This window comes from Dickeya aquatica (assembly GCF_900095885.1).
Lineage (GTDB): Bacteria > Pseudomonadota > Gammaproteobacteria > Enterobacterales > Enterobacteriaceae > Dickeya > Dickeya aquatica.
In genome coordinates, this window is the sequence record NZ_LT615367.1 from 3,395,516 (window position 1) to 3,414,698 (window position 19,183).

General features: G+C 58.4%; 5 protein-coding genes and 1 pseudogene. All 6 read right to left on the reverse strand.

Features of this window, described 5'->3' with window-relative positions; all coding sequences use genetic code 11:
- Positions 1-26: 26 nt before the first annotated feature.
- Positions 27-569 (reverse strand): MaoC/PaaZ C-terminal domain-containing protein, encoded by a 543-nt coding sequence (locus DAQ1742_RS15490; RefSeq protein ID WP_067486617.1) that lies wholly within the window; start codon positions 567-569, stop codon positions 27-29.
- 178 nt (positions 570-747) lie between these two features.
- On the reverse strand, positions 748-1,449 hold the full coding sequence (gene solJ / locus DAQ1742_RS15495; RefSeq protein WP_035340243.1) for a solanimycin biosynthesis MBL-fold hydrolase SolJ: 702 nt from the start codon (positions 1,447-1,449) through the stop codon (positions 748-750).
- A 96-nt stretch (positions 1,450-1,545) separates the two neighbouring features.
- Positions 1,546-2,826: a solanimycin biosynthesis cytochrome P450 SolI gene (gene solI, locus DAQ1742_RS15500; protein ID WP_035340241.1), complete on the reverse strand. Its 1,281-nt coding sequence runs from the start codon at positions 2,824-2,826 to the stop codon at positions 1,546-1,548.
- Positions 2,827-2,967: 141 nt separating this feature from the next.
- Positions 2,968-8,694: a non-ribosomal peptide synthetase gene (locus DAQ1742_RS20970; protein WP_035340239.1), complete on the reverse strand. Its 5,727-nt coding sequence runs from the start codon at positions 8,692-8,694 to the stop codon at positions 2,968-2,970.
- Positions 8,691-12,181: pseudogene (gene solG / locus DAQ1742_RS15510) on the reverse strand (solanimycin non-ribosomal peptide synthetase SolG). Before solG ends, DAQ1742_RS20970 begins: the two are co-directional and overlap by 4 nt.
- Positions 12,182-12,284: 103 nt before the next feature.
- Positions 12,285-19,181: a non-ribosomal peptide synthetase gene (locus tag DAQ1742_RS15515; protein WP_035340235.1), complete on the reverse strand. Its 6,897-nt coding sequence runs from the start codon at positions 19,179-19,181 to the stop codon at positions 12,285-12,287.
- Positions 19,182-19,183 lie beyond the last annotated feature (2 nt).

Genomic DNA, 19,183 nt, shown 5'->3' on the forward strand with positions numbered 1-19,183 from the left:
TCATACTGTTTCATTACGGTGGCGTGCTACATCGCCTTCGATACCGCACATCCCTTAAAGATAAGGAGCTTACCGAGTAACTCCTGTCGTATTTTATTGTCCTGACCTATGGTGGAAATATGAATACGCATCAAAGCTCTGTCTGGTCTGGCGGGAGAAATATCGATATCAATAATCTTTGCTTTTATTCGCAATACATCACCGGGCCGGGTCGGTCGGGGCCAGGTAATATTTTCCACGCCTTTGCCGATAATGCCATGCGCCAGCGGTAAACACTTTACCAGCAGATTCATGGTAATACTGACCGTATGCCAGCCGCTTGCCGCCAGCCCCCTGAAGATAGAGTCTTTTGCCAGTCTATCATCCATGTGAAAAGGTTGCGGGTCATACCGGGTTGAAAACTCTGTGATTTCCTCGGCGCTGACGTAATACTCCGAACTATAAAAAACCTGGCCGACCTTAAGGTCATCCATATACAGTTTCGGTAATGTCGTCTCCCCGATATCATTCTCTATTAGGTATGCGTCTGCCGTATTGACATAATCGCTTGAATAGTTTTCATCTTGCATATTCACGAGCCTCCCTTCCTGACATGAACATATCCGCCTCATGCTAACAGTGACTTATTCCCATACACTGTGCGCCCTATAAGCAGCCATCGGTAAAAATAAGAGATATCTATCCATCGCCGCCAGATTTAAACATCTTTTCCTTCATAAAATCCGAGCAACTCCAGGTGTTAATTTTCTATGAAAAAGCCATCCATGCGGATTCATTTTGGCCTTTTCTCATACGAAAGTTTGTAAACAATTCCTGATTATCGAAAGACAAATAAATGTTATAACGAAATACCTCTTCAAACGTTAAACCCGGTTGATACCGATAACTATGCCCAGGATAAATACGAACCTTTCCAGGTAAAATAACCTTCAGGCGTTCAAGACTCGAAAATAAGTGTGCCGCATCATCATGACTGGCACACAGCCCACAGCCTTCAATAAATAACGTATCGCCAGTAAAAAGATGCTCGCCCACCCAATAACACACACTCCCCGGCGTATGGCCCGGCGTGATTATCGGGCGAACCCGCATCCCCGCGACATGCCAGGCCTGTTCATCAAACAAACGCGCCGCCGGCGTGGTGAAACCGGAACACGCCGCCTCCGTGCGCGACAGCCATACCGGGCAGCCATGCTTGTCAGCCAGGTATCCCGCGAGATCAATATGGTCAGGGTGAGCATGGGTTATCAATATTCCGGCCAGTTGCGCCCTGGCATGACCAAGCGCGCTTTCCAGCCGGTCAACGTCCCATGCCGGATCAACCAACAATGCCTGCCCGGTGCTGCGATTAAGCACCATATAGTTATTATTAATAAAGCGGCCGCGACGCACCTTTATCGTCGTTACCGCAATATCGGCTGATGACACCCTTTTATTTTCCAGCCACATCGCGCTGACTCCACACCCTCAATGGCACAGTTCATCCCTTATTGATTGCTCCAGCGGCACGGCAATATATTCACGGTAATATATTGCCCCGGAGACTCAGTCTTTGTGGATGATGACGTTCAGGCTGTCAAAACCATGCAAAAAGTTAGAGTAATTGCGCTCCGGCTCCTCCAGCACCTCGATTCTGGAAAAACGTTTAAGGATCTCTTCCCAGATAATCGTTAATTGCATTTCAGCCAGTCGGCTGCCAATGCAGGTATGGATACCGACGCCAAAGGAGAGATGACGACGGGCACGCTCGCGGTCAATGCTAAAGGTATCCGGTTCTTCAATGGCCAGCGCATCGCGGTTGCCGGAGGTATACCACATCACCACGCGATCGCCTTTCTTGATGGTTTTACCATGCAATTCAACATCATGAGTGGCAACACGGCTCATAAAATTCACCGGCGGATGAAAGCGCAGCGTTTCCGATACCATCGGCATCACCAGTTGCGGATTGGCCCGGAGCTTGGCAAATTCGTCCGGGTATTTATTGAGCAAATACAGGCTGCTTGAAATGGTGTTACGCGTGGTGTCGTTACCGCCAATAATCAGCAATACGATGGTGCCACGGTACTGCTCCAGGGTCATCTCGCGCGTATCCGGGTGATGCGCCAGTATTGAAAGAAGGTCATAGCCTGGCGGTGCATTGCGGCGTTTTTCCCAGAGTTCTTCAAACACCTGATAGCATTTAATCGTCTCTTCGGCTTTTTGCTCCCAGCTTGTGACCGGGCCATGTCCCGGCTCGAACATCAGTACGTCAGACCAATAGGTCAGCTTGCGGCGCGCTTCAAACGGAAAATCAAGCAACGTTGCCAGCACCGCTGCGGTCATCTCTTTGGATACCCGGTCTACCCAGTCAAAGGGCTCGCCTGTCGGTAAACTATCGAGAATGATGCCCGCCCGCTCGCGCATAATCGGGGCCATTTTCGACAGGCTTGAGGGTGCAACCGCTGGGGTAACGGCCTTGCGGTGTTTGGTATGCTCAGGCGGGTCCATCGTAAGAAAACCGATATTCTTGCGCCGCTCATGGCCGAGTGCCTGCATGGCCGCTTCAAGTTTATCTTTCTCTTCAATAGTCTTCAGGTCGATATTCTGGGTAGAAGTGAAATCACGGTAGTTATTACCAACGGCGCGAATATCGTCCCACAGGGTCACTGACCAGTACGGCCCAAACTCACTTTCGGGTGTGAAATGAACCGGGTCTTCACGTCGCAGACGCTCGAATACCGGTAATTCTGTGGCATTCACGAAGCGATCGCGGCGTGCAGGGTTCAATTTCTCTAACGGGATAGCATTCACATCCTCAACCACATCCTGTAATTGTTTCGTCATTTTCATCCACTCATTACGTTTTTAGAGTGTGCGACCACACTGTCGAGAATCAGCATCAAAAATCTGAGTCAATCGTGCGATAGCACCAGGTTGCAGAAGGGGTCAATCCTGTCCCCCTCTGCGGTACAGGGGCACGCCCCGCTATTCCTTCACCGCCGCCGACTCAAGCCACCCGCGCGCCAGCTCGGCCGCGTGGGGAGCCTTGAGCACCGTAAAGTGCTGCGCGGGCCCGGCGAGGGTTTCCAGTTTGTCTATCCAGTAGGCCCAGCCTGCCGCATCGTCATACCGACGCTGACTGTCCGCATCAGGCTGTTTCCAGGGGTCACGCACCTGAATCAGGTTCACCGGGCCGTGGTAACGCGCGCTCGGGCGGTACTGCGTTTGTCTGGCGGCATAAAAGGTTTGCCACGGCCCTTGCAGTAACCGGGCAGACGAGCTGGCCGGGATTTTTCCGGCACGGCTCAGGTGCTGATGTACTGCCGATAACATCTGCTCAATGTCATGACGGGCATACAGCGACTCGTCTATTTCCAGCGCCATCTCCAGCGTGAATCCGATACTCTCGACATACTCGCGCATACATGCAGCCAGGCCCGGCGTCACTGATGATGCGTTGCGGCCCAACGGGGCTTCGGCGTCGATAAGCGTCAACGATGCCACCACACCGCCTTGGGCCGCCAGCCGACTCGCCATCTCGAACGCCACCTGCCCGCCAAAAGAGTGACCCAGCAGATGAATCGGCGTCTTCTCACCGATACCAGCCTGATGAAGCGCCATCAGGTTACGCAGCGCCGCCGCTTCTACCGAAGGGTCAGGTTCACCGGCTCCATCCCCTCCTTTTGGCATGAAGCCATAGACCGTCTGCTCCCGGGGCAACGCCTGTATGAACGGCAGAAAATCCGTCACGCTCGCCCCCGCGCCTGGCACACAACACAGCGGGATGCTGGTGCTATCGCCCTGCTGTAAGGTGATAAGTGGTCTGAAATCATCCGCTGCCATGCCCACCACCGGTGATTGCACCGCGCGTGCAGCCCCCTTCGCCGGGTTTGCCTTCTCAGGCGTAGTCAGTTGATGGATAGACGCGTTCGGATTGGCGACCACCGCCTCCAGCGTTGCGAGATAACCGGCCGCCATACGCTCGGCGGTTTCACGACGGAACAGATCGACGGCATACTCCAGAATGCCTGCCATCCCCAGCGGTTCCCCCGTCTCGCTGTATTCTTCATACAGCGTGAAATAGAGATCCCACTTGGCATGCCCGCTGTGTACCGGATAAAGCCGCGCGTTCAACCCCGGCACGTTGAGGGCTTCCGAGGGGGCGTTTTGCAGGATCATCATGGTCTGGTACAACGGGTAGTGCGACAGCGGGCGCTCCGGCAATAATTCACTGACCAGTTTCAGGTAAGGAATATCCTGATGCCCATACGAACTGAGTGCCTGCGCGCGCACCCGTGCGAGCACCTCATTCACGGTGGGGTCGCCGGAGGTATCAACGCGCATCACCCACTGCGTCAGGAAGCACCCCACCAGGTTATGCAGCGCTTCATCGCTGCGACCGGCTGAAATCGCGCCCAGCGGAATATCAGTGCCTGCGCCAAGCTGGGTGTAATAGATGCCGAGCGCCGCCTGCAACACCATCGAGAGCGTCATGTTGCGCTCACGGGCCAGCTCGCTCAGGCGCTGGTGCAAATCGACATTGATCTGCAACGGCACCAGTTCGCCACGGTAGCTGGGTTTAGCCGGGCGTGGGTAGTCTTGCGGCAGCGCCAGCGTTTGCGGCACCCCGGCAAGGGTGGTTTTCCAGTACGCCAGTTGTTCGGCATACAGGCTGTTCGCATCGTCAGGGTCGCCGAGCAGCTCGCGGTGCCACACGGCGTAGTCGGCATACTGAGCAGGCAGCGGCGTAAACTGCGGTGCATGACCGGCAAGACGCGCGGTGTAAGCCAGCGTGATATCCCGCGTCAGCGGTGCCAGTGAAAAGGCGTCACAGGCAATATGGTGAAACAGCAGCACCAGAATATGTTTTTGCGGCCCCACCCGCAGTATTGACGGGCGGAACGGCAAATCGACCGACAGGTCGAATAGCGAGGTAATCGCCGTCAACACCGCCAGGGGTACTTGCCCGGCGTCCACCTGCGTGTACGGAACATCGAAGTGAACCTGAGCAAAGGGCTCGATGACCTGAACCGACTGGCCATCCACCACCGCAAACCGGGTGCGCAGCGGTTCATGCCGTTCCACCAGGTCGTACAACGCGGCCGTTAACGCAACCACATCCAGTTCGCCTTCAAGCGAGACGACAATCGGCGTATTGAGTGACGAACCGCCACGGACAGTATGCCCCACCCACATCAGTTGCTGGCTGTAAGAGATGGGCAGCGGATCCGGTCGCGGCTCCACGCGGGTCAACGGTTTGCGCACTTTCGCGTGTTCATCAAGCTGTTTCGCCAGTTTCGCCACCGTCGGGTTTTCAAACAGTAACCGCACCGGCAGCTCAATCCCCAATCGGGCACGGATACGGGCGATTAATCCGGTCGCCAGAATGGAGTGCCCACCCAGCGCAAAGAAGTCATCGTCAATGCCGATGTGCGGCTGCTGGAGCAATTCGGCATACAGCTCGCACAGCACCGCCTCACCGGTATTGCGCGGCGCGCGATAGACCGCCGAGTCGCTCAATTCCACCGCAGGCAGCGCCTTGCGGTTCACTTTTCCGCTTGCATGAAGCGGGAATTGTGCCAGCGCAACGATACGTGTCGGCACCATATAGTCAGGCAGGCGCGTACTGAGGTAATCCCGCAATTCTGCCTCAGAGAACGCGGCCTCAGGGGCCTGCAAACCTGCACCAACCACGTAGGCCACCAGATGCTTGCCGCTACCGTTATCCACCGCTATCACCAGGGCATTCTCAACCAACGGATGTTCCGTCAGACGCGTTTCTATCTCCCCCAGTTCAATACGAAAACCGCGCAGCTTGACCTGTTGATCGTTACGGCCGATAAACAGCACATTGCCGTCGTCCTGATAACGCACCAGGTCGCCGGTACGATACAGCCGCGCGTGCGGGTCAGCGACAAACGGGTCGGCGATGAAACGCTCGGCAGTTAAATCGTCGCGGTTCATATAGCCCAGCGCCACGCCATCGCCACCGATATACAGCTCGCCGACCGCACCGACTGGCACCGGGTGCTGGTGTTTATCCAGCACATAGAGCCGGGTGTTGCCGATAGGCCGTCCGATAGGGATGCTGGATGTGTTATCCACCACATCGTGGATCGGATAAATGGTGGCAAACGTGGTGGTTTCCGTCGGGCCGTAACAGTTCACCAGTTTCGCCATTGGTGCTGCACGCAACACATGGGCAATGATATTGGGATCGATAACATCCCCACCGAAAAACACCGCCCTGAAGCGAGGAAATACCGGAATCAACTCGTTGCAAAGCTGGCTGAACAGACCGATGGTCAGCCACACCAGATTGACCTCATGACGTTCCAGAGTCCGAATCAGCGCAGCCGGATCCAGCAAGGTATCCTGATCAATCACCACGCAGGTACCGCCATTGAGTAACGGTCCCCATATTTCCAGCGTGCTGGCGTCAAAGGCCGGACTGGCGTCCAGAGTCATACGCGTACCTGGCCCAAAGTCGCTAATGCTGCTATTGATGACCAGCCGATTGATGGCATAGTGCGGTATGACGACACCTTTCGGTACACCGGTGGAGCCGGAGGTGTAAATGACATAGGCCGGAGCACTGGCAGACATTGGTACGTCAACCGCATCCGCACCCGCGTTTACCCCCTCCGTGCTATGCACATCGATTACCGGCAGGTTGATATCTGCTGCCAGTGCCTGATGCGCATCGCTTATCAGCACGCGGGCAGCGCAATCATCAATAACCCAGCGCACGCGCTCTTGCGGTGCTTGCGGATCCAGCGGCACGTAAGCCGCCCCTACCTTGAGTATGGCAAGCGTCGCCGCCAGCAAGGTCATGCCACGCGGCAGCAACAACGCAACAAAATCCCCCGGCTGTACGCCATGAGCAACCAGCACCTGTGCCAGATGGTTAGCACGCTGGTTCAGGCGGCTATAACTTACCTGCTCTTCCCCCTCAATAACTGCTACCGCGTGCGGGGTTCGTGCCACCTGCTGCTCAAACAGACGGTGAACGGGTATATCCGCCGGATAGGGAGCCGTCGTCGCGTTCCAGTCAACCAGCAGTTGGGCACGTTCGCCGGGCGGGAGGATCTCCAGCGCCTGCATCGGCGTTGCCGGGGCGTTATCCAGCGCATCAGCCAGGCTTTTCATGGTCTGCTGGAGATAACCGGCAATCCGCTGTGCCGACAGCGGTGCCGCCGCCAGCACATGCAGGCGCAGCGTTTCGCCAAAATCATCCACCGAGACGGTCAGCGGGTAGTCGGTATGCTCCTCGAAGCCGTGCCATTCCACCTCATCACGCTCGCCGGTGGTATCCACACTTTCGTCTTCAGACTGCTGGTTATGGCGGTAGTTGAATAACACATTGAACAACGGGGTTGGCGGCGCAATCCCGCTACAGCGTTGAGCCAGACTGAGCGAAGCGTGTTCATGACCCAGTAATGCCGCCAGACGTTTGTGCGTTTGACGGACACTCTCTTGCACACCCACATTGCCTAAATCAAGGCGCAGAGGCAGCGTGTTAATGAACGGCCCCATGATCTGGTCGGCCCCCTCCCCGGCCTGCAAACGGCCGAGCAGGATGGTGCCGAACACCACGGTATCGCTGTCGCTGGCACGCGCCATCACCTGCCCCCACACCAGATGACAAAGGCTGCCCATGCTGACGCCAAGACGGCGCGCCTGCGCACGCAAGCGGGCGACAACGCCTGGCTCGATATTCTGGCGTAGCTCCGTCACCCCAGTGTTATCTGCCGTACCGGCCGACATGCCAAATGCCAGCGTCGGTGCATCAATATCCCCCAGCATCTGCCGGAAGAACTGCTCGTGCTCCGCCTGCGTCGTCCCGTTGCGCACACTGGCAATCAACCGGCGGAAGGGTTGCGGTGCTGGCAGTGACTGACCCTGCCCCATCAGAAAGGCGCGAATATCACGGATCATTATCTGCAACGAGGCGATATCGTCTATCAGGTGATGCAGCAGCATCAGCATCTCAAAACGCCCGCTGACAGGGTCTTGTGCGGTGTACAAACTCAGCAGCGGTGCCTGCGTCAGGTCAATGCGGTAGTGCGCGGGGTGATAGCGCTCTACCAGTTGCGCCATCACCGGGCCGTTGGCCGGATCCAGTGTTATTTCCGTCACCTGCACCGGCGCATGACGCAGCACCACCTGCGCGGCACGCGACAACCCGCGGGAGAAAAAGGCGGTGCGCAGAATATCGTGCCGGTCAACGGTGTGCTGTACCGCCTCAACATAGCGTGTCATCACCTCACGGTTCGCCAGCGAAATGCGGGCAAACTGGAGATATGGGTCCCCTTTTTCGCTCAGTTGATGCAAAAACAGGATCCCTTCCTGCAAGGGTGTCAGGGCGTAGATATCCTGCACATTGGCAACACCACCCGGCACGCTTTCGACAATATGCGCAATCTCGGCCGGTGTGAGATCAATCAATGGCAGCATCTCTGGCGTCAGGTGGGTGGTCTGCGGCGTTATCCGATTTACCGGTTCGCCAGCCCGGCCCTCCCCGCCTGTTGGGGAGAGCCTCCGCCCCTGACGCAGGGCGTCAACGAGCGCTGATTTATGCGCTCGCAACGCCGCCTTGATATCCGGGGTCAGTGACCCCTTCGCGGCCTTGATGACCAAGGATTCACCCTCAAGTGACAAAGCGATGTTGCCCTCATCCAGTGTCTGCAACAGGTCATCAAAATCAGTCATAATCTCATCTCGTCGAGTTCAATGGTACGAGCGGACAGTTCCGCCAATGTCGGGCTATCGAACAGTGCGCGGATCTCGGTGCTCAAATCGCGCTGGCGCAGGTGTTCCATCAGTTGCACCGCCAGCAGCGAATGCCCCCCAGTTCGAAGAAGTTGTCGTGACGCCCGATACGCTCAACGCCCAGCAGTTCCTGCCACAGCTCCGCCATGGCGATTTCGACATCACCCTGCGGCGCTTCATAGGCACGACGAGAGAACGACGAGTCATCCGGCTGCGGCAGCGCTTTGCGATCGAGCTTGCCATTGGCGGTCAGCGGCAGCGCATCGAGTTTGACGAAGGCCGCAGGCACCATGTATTCCGGCAACTGCGCCGCCAGGCTACTGCGCCACAGCCCGATAAGATCAGAGAGTGTCTGGCCCTGCGCTTGCCCCTCGGCACTGAGCACCACATAGGCCACCAGACGCAAATCCCCCTGGGCATCTTCACGCGCGACCACCACCGCATCACCAATCGACGGCTGTTTGAGTAATTCCGCATCGATTTCACCCAGCTCGATACGGAACCCGCGAATTTTGACCTGATTATCGTTACGCCCGAGGTACTCGATATCGCCATTCGGCAAATAGCGCGCCACATCACCGGTGCGGTACATGCGGGCGCTGGCATCGGCAGCAAACGGGTCGTGGACAAAGCGTTCCGCCGTCAGCTCGGGGCGGTTGAGATACCCGCGCGCCACGCCGACGCCACCGATATACAGCTCACCCACCACACCACGCGGCACCGGACGCAGGTGCGAGTCGAGCAAGTAGATACGCAGGTTGGCGATAGGGCGGCCAATCGGTACGGTGGCGGTTTCCGGCAAATCTTTCGGGCAGGTCCAGGCCGTCACGTCGATGGCCGCTTCGGTCGGCCCATACAGGTTGTGTACCGCCGCATTCGGCAACAGCGCGTGGCTGCGTGCAACACTGGCGGAACTGAGCGCCTCGCCGCTGCACACAATGCGGCGCAGCGAACGGCAGGCCGCCACGCTGTCGTTGGCCAAAAACAGGTTCAGCATCGAGGGGACAAAATGCAGGGTGGTGATGTTGTTGGCCTGAATCACCTCAGCGAGCGCCTGGGTGTCTTTATGCGCGCCGGGAGGAGCCACTACCAGCGTTGCACCAACGGAAAGCGGCCAGAAGAACTCCCATACCGACACGTCAAAGCTGAAGGTGGTTTTTTGCAATACGGCGTCGCTGCTGTCGAGCTGATAGGCGTCCTGCATCCACAGCAAGCGGTTAATCAGACCGCGGTGTTCGTTCTCCACCCCTTTGGGTTTGCCGGTCGAGCCGGAGGTGTAGATAACGTAGGCGAGATTGCGTGATGTCAGGCCCAGTTCAGCAGGTGACAGCGATTCTGTCGGTAGCGACGATCCAGCCAGTGACGCCACATCCAGATCCAGCGTAACGATACCGGCGGTGTCGAGCTCAGCGGTGACATCGCGTCCGCGTTTGTCAAGCAACAGCAGCTTCGGTGCCGAGTCCTGTAGAATGTAGGACAGACGCTCCTGCGGGTAATCCGGGTCGAGCGGGACATACGCGCCGCCAGCTTTGATGATGCCCATCAGACCCACGACCATCTCAATGCTGCGATCCAGACAGATAGCCACGCGATCGTCTGGTTTCACGCCCTGCTGGTGCAAATAGTGCGCCAGCTGGTTTGACAGGGCATCCAGCCCGGCATAGCTCAGTTCACGGTCGCCAAAACGCAGTGCGATGGCCGACGGCGTGCGTTTGACCTGCTCTTCGAACATCTGGTGGGTATAGGCCACCGCCGGGTACAGCGTGTCGGTGTTATTCCATTCGGTTAACACGAGCTGGCGCTCGGCATCAGGCAGAATCGCAATTTGCTGCATCGGCGTATTCGGCGCGTTATCCAGTGCCGTTGCGATGTTTTCAAGCGCCTGTTGCGTGTAAGCGAACAGCCGTTCCGGGTCGAGCGAGTCCACCACCTGAATATTCAGGCCCAGCGCGCTGCCGTAATCATCCACCGACAGCGTGATAGGGTAGGTGGTGCGCTCTTCAAAGCCATCCCACTGGTCAGCTTCCGGCACTACAAAATCGAGCGATGCACTTTCCGACTCACGGTTATGGCGATAGTTAAACAGCGTGTTGAACAGCGGTGTCGAGCCGCTGATGCCGCTGCAACGCAGCGCCAGCGCCAACGAGGCATGTTCATGGCTGAGCAGCTCTGCCAGACGTTTGTGAGTATTGCGTACACTCTCCTCAACGGTGGCACCAGACATATCCAGACGCAGTGGCAATGTGTTGATAAACGGCCCCATGATTTGGTCGGCACCGTCACCGGCATGCATACGGCCAAACAGAATCGTCCCGAACACCACCGAGTCCTGGCCACTGATGCAGGCCAGTACCTGCCCCCAGGCCAGATGGCAGAGGCTGCCAAGACTGACGCCGAGACGGCGCGCATGGGCGCGCAGGGCATCGTTCAAGCGCTGAGGCAGTTTGCGCGTCACTTCGACTATCTCAAAGTCATCGAGCATATTGACCAGGCCATACGGTGCGGTCGGCTCATCGATATCGCCCAGCGTCGAGCGGAAATAGCGCTCATGCTCTTGCGGGCTCTTGCCAAGGCGCACCTGCGCAATCAGACGGCGGAACGGCTGCGCATCGGGTAGCAGATGACCCCGCCCGGCCAGGAAGGTGTGGATCTCGGCGGAAAGAATCAGCACCGAGGTAATATCGTCAATCAGGTGATGCAGCACACGGAACATCTCCCAGCGGCCGCTACTCTTGTCATAGGCAACAAACGCGTGCAGTAACGGCGGTTTAGCCAGATCGATGCGGTAATGCGACGGGTCAAAGCGATCGGCCAGCTGTTTGGCAACCGGGCCATCAGCCGGGTCCAGCTCCACCTCCAGCACATGCAGTGTCGCCTGACGCTGCACCACCTGGCACGGGGTAGATACCCCTTCCCAGTAAAAACCGGTGCGCATGATGTCATGGCGGTCAATCACCTTTTGCACCGCGGCAAGGTAGTCATCCACCTTTTCGCGGCTATCAAACGTCATCTGCCCGGTTTGCAGGTACGGGTCGCCGTTGTCGGCCAGCATATGGTGGAACAGGATCCCTTCCTGAAGCGGGGCCAGCGAGTAGATATCCTGAATATTGCTCACCCCGCCTGCAACGCGCTCGACGACGCTGTCGATATCTTGCTGGCTAAAGTCGATAAGCGGCAGTAAATCGGGGGTAATTACCGTGGTATGTGGCGTAATCTTGTTCGCTGGCACCACCACTTCAAAGGCGTTGGACAGGCGTTTGCCATTACGCAGTGCGTTGACCATGGTGGCTTTGTGCTCACGTAACGCACTTTTTATCTCGCTGGTCAGCGAACCTTTGGCTGAGGTAATCACCAAATCGTCGTTATCCAGCGATATGGAGATTTTGGCATCTTCCAGTGTGGTCAGTAGTTGTTCGAAATCGCTCATTCTTTATCCTCCGTGATAATAACCTGTGTTCGATGTGGGTTGACGTTATGCCAGGTGGCAAAACGCGCAGGGCCGTCAGGCCAAGGTGGTAGAAATAGCGGCGTCACAGTCGGGTCTCCGCAAGTTCGATGGTTCTGGCCGCAAGGTCTGCCAAAACAGGCGTGTCAAACAGTGTGCGTATCTCAATACTGAGCCCTCTTCGGCGCAGTTGCTCTATCAGGCGCACGGCGAGCAGCGAATAGCCGCCAAGTTCAAAAAAGTGATCCTGACGCCCCACGCGCTCGACCCCCAGCAATGCTTGCCAGATAGACGCCATCGTCATTTCCATCTCCCCTTGCGGCGGCACATAGGCTCGGCGGGTGAAGGACATCTCATCCGGCACCACCAGGGCGTTACGGTCTATCTTGCCGTTGGGGGTCAGCGGGAGTGCCTTGAGGGTGACAAAGGCAGCCGGCATCATGTAATCGGGCAGCGCATCCTGAAGGTGCCTGCGCAGCGCCTTACGGCTAAACAGGCTCTGCACCCTGTTTTTGAGCGTGGCAATATGCCCGAGCGCGGCGGTCGCCTGCTCTGGTGCAATCCAGTCAATCAGGCACGCCACGTCATTGACGCCCGCCTCCTGAAGTTTTTCCGCCACCGGGAGCGCAGACTCCGGTGTGCCAATAAAGGACAGCTCACGGGTATAACGCCTGAACGCGAATTCCAGCATGCTGCGCTTATCGGCATCGGGCAGGGTATCAAGGTCAACGTTCTGCTCTTTGAGCCAGCCCGACAGCAAACTCAAGTGCCCTTCGAGATAATCCAGCAGCGGCCCTTTCGCCTGCTGCAATACCACATCCTGGCTCTCGCCCAGATAGGTGTGGATCATCACCGAGACGATACCGGTGTGGGGGTCAAACCCGGCTTGCTCACGGGCAGCACGGTAGATCTCAATATTGCCCGCCAGCTTCTCGATATTCTGCGTGAGCAGGTGAGTCAGCACATGCGCCCCGCTGCGCCCGGCATACTCAAAGGTTTCTGGCGCACCGGCGGCGGTTATCCAAATCGGCAGTGTCTTTTGCACCGGTGTCGGGTAGATCTGCACGGCGATGTCCTTGCCATGATGATCGCGGCGTAACACGCTGCCGCCTTGCCACAGCGTTTTCAGTTCCTCAATGCCGTGGTGCATCACCTCCCGACGGGTGTCGTAGTGCTGGGCTGCCAGCGCAAAATCCCGCTGGTTCCAGCCAGAGGCGATACCGACGCCAATACGGCCATTCGACAGGTTATCGACTATCGCCCAGTCCTCCGCCACGCACAGCGGATCGTGCAATGGCAGTACCACGCTGCCCGCGCGCAGGTGAATATGGCGCGTTCTGACCGCCAGCGAAGCACTTAACAGCGCCGGATTGGCAAACAGGCCGCCCACGCTGTGGAAATGGCGCTCCGGCGTCCATACGGCGGTAAAGCCATGTTTATCACCGAACTCGGTCACGTCGGCACAGTGCTGATAGCCCTGGAGAGCATCACGATTGGCACCGAAAAAGAACAGGCTGAAATCGAGTTGCTCATGGCCACTGACCGCCGCTTTTGCCGGCGCATCGCCCGCACCGGGCACCACATAAGCCACCAGACGCGGCTCCCCGCCCCTGTCTTCCCGGGCGACCACCACCGCTTCACGCACCGAAGGATGGCTTAACAGCCGCGCCTCGATTTCCCCAAGCTCGATGCGGTGACCACGCAATTTCAACTGGTGATCGGTACGGCCCAGGAACACCACGCGGCCATCATCCATAAATTGCGCGAAATCACCGGTGCGGTAGAGACGTGCTGCCGGATCCGTCGAGAACGGATCGGGAATAAAACGCTCGGCAGTCAGTTCCGGGCGCTGGTGATACCCTCGCGCTACGCCATCCCCGCCGATATACAGCTCGCCAATAGCACCGAGCGGCACCGGTTTGCCGTGCTTGTCCAGCACATAGATTTGGGTGTTGGCAATCGGGCGGCCAATCGACTGGTTATATTGCGTGATGTCCTCTGCCTTGACGCGATTGCAGGTTGACCACACCGTGGTTTCCGTCGGCCCGTAGAGGTTCCACAGCGACGCGCCAAAGCCATACAGACGCGTGGCCAAATCACTCGGCAGGGCTTCGCCGCCGCACAGAATTTTTAACTGCGGATGCGGCGTCGGGTCGGTATCCACCAGCAAGCGCCAGGTGGTGGGTGTTGCCTGCATAATGGTGATGTCGCGGGTTTGCAGCAGTTTTAGCAGTGCGTGAGGATCCATCGCCTGTGTGCGGCTGGCCAGCACAATGGACGCCCCGGTCATCAGCGGCAAATACAGCTCCAGCCCGGCAATATCAAACGAGATGCTGGTGACAGAGAGTAAGCAATCCTCGGCATCAAGCTGGAACAGGGCCTGCATCCCGGTAAGGAAGTTGACCACCTGACGATGCTCGACCATCACGCCTTTCGGTTTACCGGTAGACCCCGAGGTATAAATCACATACGCCAGATGGTTGACGTTGAGGGCTCTGACCGACGGGTTACTGTCCGGCAACGCCGCCCAGTTCGCTTCCTGCCCGGCCAGGTCAACCACCGTGACCTCACCGTGAGGCCCGGCAAACACCTCGCGCCCGCGCCGGTCAACCAGCAGCACTTTGGGGCTGGCATTCTCAACGATATAGGCCAGCCGCGTTGCGGGGTATTCCGGGTCAAGCGGCACATAAGCGCCACCGGCTTTAAGGGTGGCCAGCAGCGCAATCAGCATCATTTCCGTGCGCCCGGTACACACGGCGACACGGGTATCCGGCTGTACGCCGAGCGCAATCAAATAGTGCGCCAGACGGTTGGCTCGCTGGTTAAGCTCGCGATAGCAAAGACGGGTGTGCCCCATTTGCAGCGCCAGGGCCTGCGGGCGTTGCGCCGCCTGCTGCTCGAAAAGCTGATGGATAGGCGTCGAGTCCGGGAACGCCTGCGCCGTCGCATTCCAGGTGTTCAGCACCTGTTCCTGCTCTTGTGGCGTCAGCACCGTAAGGGCAGAAACCGGGGTCGAGGCCGACGTCCCGGCCGCTGACTCCAGTGCCTGCGTCAGGCTTAGCAGGCTTTGCTGGAGATAGCCCCACAGACGTTCACCACTGAGCGAGTCAATCACCTGAACGCCGATATCCAGCCCCGCGTCGGCATCATCAACAGAGACGGAAATCGGGTAGTTGGTTTGCTCCTCAAAGCCGTGCCAGGCCAGGCCATCAAATTCGATGCGGCCAACCACATCGATATCTGTCGGGCGGTTACGCCGATAATTAAACACCGCGCTGAACAGCGGTGTCGGTGCCACAATGCCACTGCCCTGCTGCGCCAGCGACAAGGTGGCCTGTTCATGTTTTATCAGCTCAGCCAGGCGCTGATGCGTCTGGCGTACCGCCTCGGTAACATCCCGGTCACCCACATCGACACGCAGCGGCAGCGTATTGATGCACGGGCCCATGATTTTGTCGCTGTCGGCACCGTGCATACGTCCTGACAATACCGTACCGAACACCACGGTATCGCTGCCGCAGGCCGCGCCCAGCACGCGCGCAAAGCTCACATGGCACAGGCTACTGACGCCAACGCCAAGGCGGCGGGCCTGGGCGCGCAGCCGGTGCGCGAGTGTTGGGTCAAGCGCGCGGCGGGTTTCGCGGACACGCTGGCCGTTAACATGGCCGCTTTTAAGGTTAAACGGCACCGACGGTTCGGTGACATCAGCCAGCATCTCACTGAAAAAGGCCAGTGGCTGTTGAGTATCACGGTCGTGCTGCAGGCGCGCCACATGCTGACGAAACGGCACCGGTGCAGGCAGGCTCTCCCCCTGCCCTGTCAGGAATGCCTGAATGTCAGCAAGCAAAATCTGGAGTGAGGCAATGTCATCGACCAGGTGGTGGATAGCCATCACGGCATGCCAGCGCGCCTGCCCTTCATCATAGGCCACCACCATATGCAGCAACGGAGGCCGGGTGAGGTCAATGCGTTTGCCCTGCGCTTCACAGTACGCGGTTATCTGCTCTGCCACCGGAACGTTACTTGCGGCAACGTTAAGCTCCGTGACGTGCAGGCGCGCCTCGCGCAGTACCACCTGTACCGGCGTTTCAACCCCCTGCCAGATAAACGCGGTGCGCAAAATATCATGGCGTGCTATCACGCACTGAAGTGCCTCAAGGTATCTGTCAAGCATCGGCCGGTGTGCAAATGACAGATGACCATGCTGAAGATAAGGGTCGTGGCCGTCATCAAACAGATGGTGAAACAGAATGCCTTCCTGAAGCGGGGCCAGCGCATAGATATCCTGAATATTGGCGACACCACCGGGGATATGCGCCACTATCTGGTCTATCTGTTGCTGTGACAGCGACACCAGCGGGAATAACTTCGGATGAAGCGAGGTCATCTCTGGCGTCAGCCGGTTAGCGGGCACCTCAAACACCTGCGACGCCGCTTCCTCATCACGCAGTTGTGCGGCTAAATCCGCCAGCACGGGATGGGCGAAAATGGTCGGTACGTCGGTGTAGAGCGCCTGCTCACGCAGCATCGCTTGCAGTTGCATCGCCAGCAGGGAGTGGCCGCCCAGCTCAAAGAAATTGTCCTGCCGCCCGACCTGATGCACGCCCAGAATGGCCTGCCACAGTTGCGCCAGCGTCGTTTCCACACCGGCATGGGGCGCGGTGAAATCACGCTGCACGTAAGCATGGCTGTCTGGTAACGGCAGGGCCGTGCGGTCGATTTTGCCATTGGCGGTCAGCGGCAAAGACGTCATCATCACAAACGCCGCCGGGATCATGTAACCGGGCAGTTGCGTGGCTAATACCTCGCGCCACTGCGCAATCGCCGCATTATCCACCGCCTCGTCAGCCACCACATAGGCCACCAGCCGCGCTTCACCGTCATCGGGTGTGATACCGATAACCGTGGCCTCGCTGATGTGCTCCAGTGCCAGGATGCGCGATTCGATTTCACCCAGTTCAATACGGTAGCCGCTCAGTTTTATCTGGTGATCGCGACGGCCAAGGAACTCAATGCGGCCATCATCAAACCAGCGCCCGATATCACCGGTACGATACACCCGGCCACCGGCCACCCACGGGTCGGCGATAAACTGCTGAGCCGTCAGCGCCGGGCGATTCATGTACCCCACCGCCACGCCTTCTCCGCCTATCCAGATTTCACCGGCCATGCCCGGCGGGCACAGCGCGCCGAGGTTATCGACAACGTACATGCGGGTGTTGGCAATCGGCCGTCCGATACTCAGGCGGGTATCCTGGGTGTTCTCAAAACCGCGCATCCAGGCCGACGACATAATGGTGGTTTCGGTCGGGCCGTAGCCGTTGATGTAGCGGCAATGCTCGCTCCAGCGCTCAATCAGCCCCGCGGTTGGCGCAGAGCCTGCGGTGAGAAGCGTCATGCCTTGCGGCACGCGCGCAGGCTCCAGGTGCGCAAGATACGGCGGCGGAAATGCCGAGAAACGAATGTCGTTTGCGCGCATGTAGTCCATCAGCGCAGGCGGGTTTTGAATCAACGCATGGGATAACAAATGCAGTTCACAGCCGCGCGTCAGCGTACCGAAAATCTCACCCGCCGAGGCATCAAAGGTATAAGGCGCGAACTGGGTTATCGGTTGCCCGGCGCTGAAAATACCGATGTGCTCACACCAGGCGCAGAAATTGATCAAGCTGCGGTGCGCGACTTCCACACCCTTGGGCGTACCGGTGGTGCCAGAGGTATAAATGACGTAGGCAATGGCGTGCGAATCCACTGCGGCAAAGGGAGCCTCATCACGCCAGCCGTCATCGGTTTGCGCCAGATAATCGTCCACAAACAGCAAGGTGCTGGGTTCATCCTCGCCAAAGCCCGATTGACAGGCCCGGCGGGTCAGCGTCCAGCGCACGCTGGCATCGCTGATGATAAACGCACGGCGCTGCGGCGGCGCATCCAGGCCGACGGGCACATAGGCCGCGCCTAAACGCAGGATACCGAGCATCGCGGCAATCAGTTCCGGCGTTTTATCCATACTCAGCACAAGGCGATCGCCTTGCCGGACGCCTGCCCGGCGCAGCCCGGCGGCAATGCGCTCTGCGCGTTCGGCAAGCTGGCGATAGCTCAGGCGCTCATCGTCCGCCACCAGCGCGGTGGCCGTGTTTCTTAGCGCTACCTGCTCGGCAAACAGGTCATAGAGCGAGCGATCCAGCGCCACATCAAGCCCGGTGGCATTCCACGCATAAATAACGCGCTCGATTTCAGCACGGTTAAGCAGTGACTGCTCGCCCAGCGTGCGCTCAGCGCCTTGCACAAAACCAGACAGCAACTGCTGCAAACGATTGAGAATATTGTGTGCATCGGCGTCGCGCACCTCGCCGGTGCGATAGTGCAGTGTGAGTGACACGCGCTCGCCGCTCTGTACGATGAGATGCAGCGCGACGTCCTGGCGGGCCGTCACCGCTGGCGCGCGGTGCTCACCCGCCACGCTGACCAGGGAGTCAAACCGCGAGTGGCCGGTGGATGACGAGACGTCCTGCGCCAGCCATGCCGCATGGCGCTGATGCTGTTCAAACACCGCGCCAATGTCGCCAAACCAATCGCGTAAGGTGCGCGTTGCCTCAAGCGACAGGCGCAGCGGCAGTGCATAACCTGCACTCACATCGCCGTCACCCGCGTCACGGTCGGCGAAATGCTTGCCAAACAACACCTCATTCTCACCGCTGTACTTACTCAACAGCAGGCCCCATGCCGCGGTTATCAGCACCGCAAGCGAGGTGGATTCACGCTGTGCCAGCGCCCGCAACTGCGCGCTTAATGCGCCGTCGATATCGCCAGTCAGCACCCCGCTTTCGGGCGAGATATACGCGCTGTCAACCTGATGCGCGTCACGCTCATCGGCATACAGCAGACTGGCGCTTGCCGTTGGTTGCGCGGCGCGCAGATACTGCTGCCAATATGCCACTGCCGCATCCCGAGGCGACAAGGGCTTATTTTCCTGCACCGTAGCCATAG